The 2967-nt window shown below is 32.5% G+C and carries 3 protein-coding genes; 1 reads left to right on the top strand and 2 read right to left on the bottom strand.

Features of this window, described 5'->3' with window-relative positions; all coding sequences use genetic code 11:
• Positions 1–315: 315 nt before the first annotated feature.
• The gene (locus tag F6U93_RS06190) at positions 316–840 is read right to left on the bottom strand and encodes an Ig-like domain-containing protein (protein ID WP_150937915.1); all 525 of its coding nucleotides are present in this window, start codon (positions 838–840) and stop codon (positions 316–318) included.
• Positions 841–1179: 339 nt separating this feature from the next.
• Here F6U93_RS06190 and F6U93_RS06185 point away from each other — a divergent pair, with 339 nt between their 5' ends.
• A complete protein-coding gene (locus F6U93_RS06185) occupies positions 1180–1983 on the top strand; it encodes an SHOCT domain-containing protein (protein ID WP_150937914.1) in 804 nt (267 codons plus the stop codon).
• A 91-nt stretch (positions 1984–2074) separates the two neighbouring features.
• On the opposite strand, the gene F6U93_RS06180 is transcribed toward F6U93_RS06185, so the two are convergent.
• Entirely contained in the window at positions 2075–2614 is a 540-nt protein-coding gene (locus F6U93_RS06180) for an outer membrane beta-barrel protein (protein WP_225312591.1), read from the bottom strand.
• Positions 2615–2967: the final 353 nt, after the last annotated feature.

Here is a 2967-nt window from a genome sequence, read left to right as displayed (position 1 = left end):
ACTATTTTTAATTTCCACACACAACTTTTGCGCTTGATCCCGTTTTTGCTTCATTTAAAGCACAAAATTTCACTTATGTTTCACTAATTGACATGCCATGTTTCACCAAAAAAAACACATGTCTTGTAGGCTTCCCCAAAAAGGGAAGCCTACAAAACCCTTTCATCTATTTTCAGGATTGGATTCATTTAAAGTAGCCTTAATCCATGAATTACCGTCGGTAACCCCTGAATTTTTATTTGATATAGACATCTTTACCGGTAAACCGTAATCCCATGTAGATTTAAACCATTTGTTTGAATCCCAAGCATCAAATTAATCAGACATAGATTCCATTTTCACCCAACTATAACCTTCGGGAGTGGCATTTTCAATAGAAACGAACGACGGATAATCAGGATCTATATTTTCAAAGTCTTCTAGAGTTGGTCCATCCCCTTCAATAACAGTCACAAAAACTTCTGCTTCACCCATATCGTTATTGGCATCAGTTAATTTATAGGTAAAAGCATCTGACCCAAAAAAAACTGAATTAGGGATATATTCAAATATACCATCCTCAATTTCAGAAACTTTACCATTAGCAGCTGCTTTAGACAGACTGTAATTATCGTTATCGCCTCCATCGGTACCAATAAAATCATTTACAGATACATCAATTTGATTAGCTTCTCCTGAGTTACTATCTTGTAAAACTTCTAAAGTGTTGTTTTCAGCCTTTGGGCTAGAATTTTTTGAATCCGAATCGGAATCGGAATTGCTACTACAATACATTAAAAAACAAAGACTTACCAGTGCTGTAAAAAGTGTTAGTTGATTTAATTTGTGTGTATTTCGCATATTATAACTGAATAAAAATGTTTCTCCAAAATTAGCAATCACACGTTGTAAATACTGAAAACACGACTTGACATATACTATACATAAGAAAACAAAATATTGATTTCGTAAGAAATTTAAATCATTTTAGATACTATCTGTACTAAAACAAGCATCAAAAATACTTACGAACTACTAGCTAAACTATTAGAGTCTAAATAAAACCACAACAAAATCAATATGTTAGGTAATTGTTATAAATACAATCTATGAGAAACTTCTACAAAAAACACCTACTTTTGGGCAAACTTAACGCTACATTTGAAAATATAATGAATCGTTATACTTTAAATAAAAGATATGGACTACAAATTCACAGAATCTAGCATGCAAAACATTGCCAATATTGCTAATAATTATGGTGTAACTATAGAAACTGCTATGGAATTGGCGCACGCATTGAGACAAACTAATGGTACAATGGCTCAGTTTTACCTTCCAGAGCTTGGTGGTGGAGGCCAATGGATGCAAGGCGGAATGACCATGGTTGGTGATATGTTTAATAACCAACTTAGAGCATTAGTTGATGGTATTTGTATTGCGATATCCAACGCCGTGATACAAGGGGCTCTACAATATCAACCCTTAGCACAAGTAAAGAACCAAGACGGATCACTATCCCCTAGTGGCCATTGGTGGGGTAATTTGGGATATCCTAATTCTAGTGGTAGCCAAAATGGTACGAGCTATGCTATTTTTAACCAAATTCATCGTTTAGCCATACAAGAAAATGGTAAAGTAACAATTTTTGACACATTAGATCACCAAATAGGTGGTGTGGGTCAACAACAAGGTGGAAATTATGACGTAAACTTTAGCAGCCAATATGGTACTATTGATTTAAATACACTTCCAGTGGTTTCAGGGAATCAAGAAAACCTAAATCATAATAATAATAATAATGTTCGAATTGATGAAAGTTCCACTGATACAGCCCCTTCTAATCCACAACCGCCACGTTTTAAGGCACCAAATATCTTAACTGCCGAAGAAGAAAGGGATGTTTTTTCTAAATTAGAAAAATTAGCAGACCTTAGAAATAAAGACATCCTTACAGATGAAGAGTATAAAGCGAAAAAAGCAGAGCTTCTAAAACGTTTATAGATTAGTAAAGACAATTACCAAAATATTAGGTATAAAAAAACGTCTAAGTAATTACTTAGACGTTTTTTGTTATAATAAAATATTCTACTAATTAGAATTTATATAATAGACCAAATTGAGGTTGTGCAAAAGGGTTATTAAATAAGTTAATGTTTAACTCAAAACTGTTTGTTGCATCACTATTTTCTGGATTAGCATTGTTGTAAGTTAAAATATCAGCTAATACAAAAGTTGCAGCAAATTTCTTAGTGAAGAAATAGTTAACACCTAAAGTAAGATTAGCTTTAATACCATTAGTAGTATTATCAACATCACCAACTTCTACACGAGAATGGCTGTATCCCAAACCAACATCACCATAAGCTTTGAAACGCTTTTGAGACAATTCTAAGAAATAATATCTAGCAAAAGCTCCAACACCAAAAAAGTTTGTTTTAGTATCAGGTGAAGTACTTTCATCTTTACTACCTCCAAAATCTAAATCACCACCAATAGCTACTTTATCAGATAAAAAATAACCAAATTTAGGGTTTATCGAATAAGAAGTGGTAACATCATCTGTACTCACTGAAACACCACCTTCTACGAACATATCTCCTTCTTCAAAAGATACACCTTTTGCAGAACGCATTTCATTTCTTACTTGACTTTCGGAAAGTTCCTTGTCTGGTAATTGTTGTGCATTTTAAAATGCAAATCCAAATAACGCTACTGCTGTTGCAATAATTCTTGTTTTCATAATTAAGTTGTTTTTAAGTTTAAATTAAAATCAACAAGTAAAAGCACAATGTTTGTTTAGGTTTTAGTGCTCCACTTTGTTGAGGGATTAAATTCTGCGCAAAAATAGATAGAAAAAAACTTACGTACAACTTGCATGATTTAAATTTTATTAGTTCAATTCATGATTAAAACCATAAACATTACTAATAATTCAATATAGTTTTAATAATAATTTTAATGGAATTCCACTGAGCTAAACCCATT

This window comes from Pseudotamlana haliotis, assembly GCF_008806375.1.
Classification (GTDB): Bacteria; Bacteroidota; Bacteroidia; order Flavobacteriales; family Flavobacteriaceae; genus Pseudotamlana; species Pseudotamlana haliotis.
This window is presented reverse-complemented; position numbering and strand designations above follow the sequence as displayed.

What these genes read in the sequence shown, in the direction of transcription:
- F6U93_RS06190 (WP_150937915.1), bottom strand. Translation starts at nt 840, where the DNA reads ATGCGAAATACACACAAATTAAATCAACTAACACTTTTTACAGCACTG.
- F6U93_RS06185 (WP_150937914.1), top strand. Translation starts at nt 1,180, where the DNA reads ATGGACTACAAATTCACAGAATCTAGCATGCAAAACATTGCCAATATT.
- F6U93_RS06180 (WP_225312591.1), bottom strand. Translation starts at nt 2,614, where the DNA reads ATGCGTTCTGCAAAAGGTGTATCTTTTGAAGAAGGAGATATGTTCGTA.